The organism is Pedococcus sp. P1_H8 (assembly GCF_056405175.1).
The window spans coordinates 1-561 of the sequence record NZ_JBFUCP010000096.1; the positions used below are offsets into that span (position 1 = coordinate 1).

Annotated in this window: 1 protein-coding gene; it reads left to right on the forward strand. The window is 72.7% G+C overall.

Going from position 1 to position 561, the window contains the following annotated elements; translation table 11 throughout:
• Window positions 1-106 precede the first annotated feature (106 nt).
• Window positions 107-561: hypothetical protein (locus AC1DYG_RS19025; protein WP_477641428.1), on the forward strand; the 455-nt coding region annotated here is incomplete at its 3' end.

The following is a 561-nucleotide window of genomic DNA, read 5'->3' on the forward strand; positions in this document are numbered from 1 at the left end:
CCCCTGGACCTCGCCTCAGCCCCACTGCAAAGACGATGCCAATCCAAAGTAACGACCAGGCCGTGTGACACGAAATCGGGCGCGGTCGGTCGGCTAGCCTGATCCGATGACGTGTGCGCTGGTCACCACGTGGCGGGGCCGGGAGTTGCGACCCTCGGCCGCGGCGGCCGCCGGGGGCTCCGGGGCGACCCGAATCCTCGACTGGCACGACCCGGTGTTCGACGCGGCGAGTTCGGCGGTCGACCTTCCCGCGGACGGGGCGAGCGTCGAGTTCCTGCGGGCCGCACACCGCTTCGCGGGGCAGCGGGTGCGTGCCGTCTACGCGCTCGACGACACGCAGCCGGCGTCCGTGACCCTGACCCGGGGCCGGGGGTCGTGCAGCCAGCGGCTGGCGGTGGTCGAGGCGTTGGCCCGGCGCCGCGGTATCGCCACCAAGGTCGAGGGCCTCGTGCTGCGCGGGGAGTTCTGGTACCCGCGTTTTCGCCGGCTCCGGGCCCTGGTGCCCGACCGGGTCCCGCTGGCCTGGCCGAGCTTCGACGTCGACGGCGAATGGATCGACGT